This is a genomic window from Mesorhizobium sp. M7A.F.Ca.AU.002.02.1.1 (genome assembly GCF_003998535.1).
GTDB lineage: Bacteria > Pseudomonadota > Alphaproteobacteria > Rhizobiales > Rhizobiaceae > Mesorhizobium > Mesorhizobium ciceri.
On the sequence record NZ_RZPB01001349.1, the window covers coordinates 1 to 814 of the forward strand.

Below are 814 nucleotides of genomic sequence, written 5' to 3' on the forward strand. Positions count from 1 at the left end.
GTCCTATATCTGGGAATGAAGGCTCTGCTTGCCGGAAGCCGTCGACTGGAGAATTCCTAGCTCATATGGGGCCTGCCGCATGTCTTTCAAACGCAGTATTGCCGCAGGCTTCGTGGTTTTCCTCGCCATTTGCGGCGTCATGTCGTCGGCGCGTGCCGAGCCGTTCAAGATCGTCGGCTTCGGTGACAGCCTGATGGCGGGCTATGGCCTTGGACCCGACCAGGGCTTTACCGACAGGCTGCAGGCAGCGCTTGGCGCCAAAGGCCACGACGTGACCGTCGCCAATGCCGGCGTCTCCGGCGACACGACGAGCGGCGGCCTGGCGCGGCTTGACTGGTCGGTGCCGGACGGCACGCAGCTGGTCATCCTCGAACTCGGCGCCAACGACATGCTGCGCGGCGTCTCGCCCGACATCACCAAAAAGAACCTCGACGAGATGCTGAGCAAGCTGAAGCAGCGCAAGATTGCCGTGCTTCTGGCCGGCATGCGCGCCGCACCCAATCTCGGTCCCGACTACCAGAGCGCCTTCGACGCCATTTTCCCGGACCTGGCGAAGAAATACGACGTCGCGCTCTACCCGTTCTTTCTCGACGGCGTCGCCGGCCAGCCCGGCATGCAGCTCGAGGACGGCCTGCATCCGAGCGCACGAGGCGTCGACCAGATGGTCGAACGCATCCTGCCCGCGGTCGAGAAGGTGATCGCGGCGGTGCCGGGCGATTCCTAGCGGGTTGGAACTGTTTCCGCCCGGCGAGCTTTTAACAGGGACTGTGGCCAACAAACCTCTTGCTCCGTTTGACTATCGATGATTCGCTAT

At 63.0% G+C, this 814-nt stretch carries 1 protein-coding gene; it reads left to right on the top strand.

The window, feature by feature from the left end; all coding sequences use genetic code 11:
- Positions 1-79: 79 nt before the first annotated feature.
- Positions 80-724: an arylesterase gene (locus tag EN879_RS37650; RefSeq protein ID WP_013528820.1), complete on the top strand. Its 645-nt coding sequence runs from the start codon at positions 80-82 to the stop codon at positions 722-724.
- Positions 725-814 lie beyond the last annotated feature (90 nt).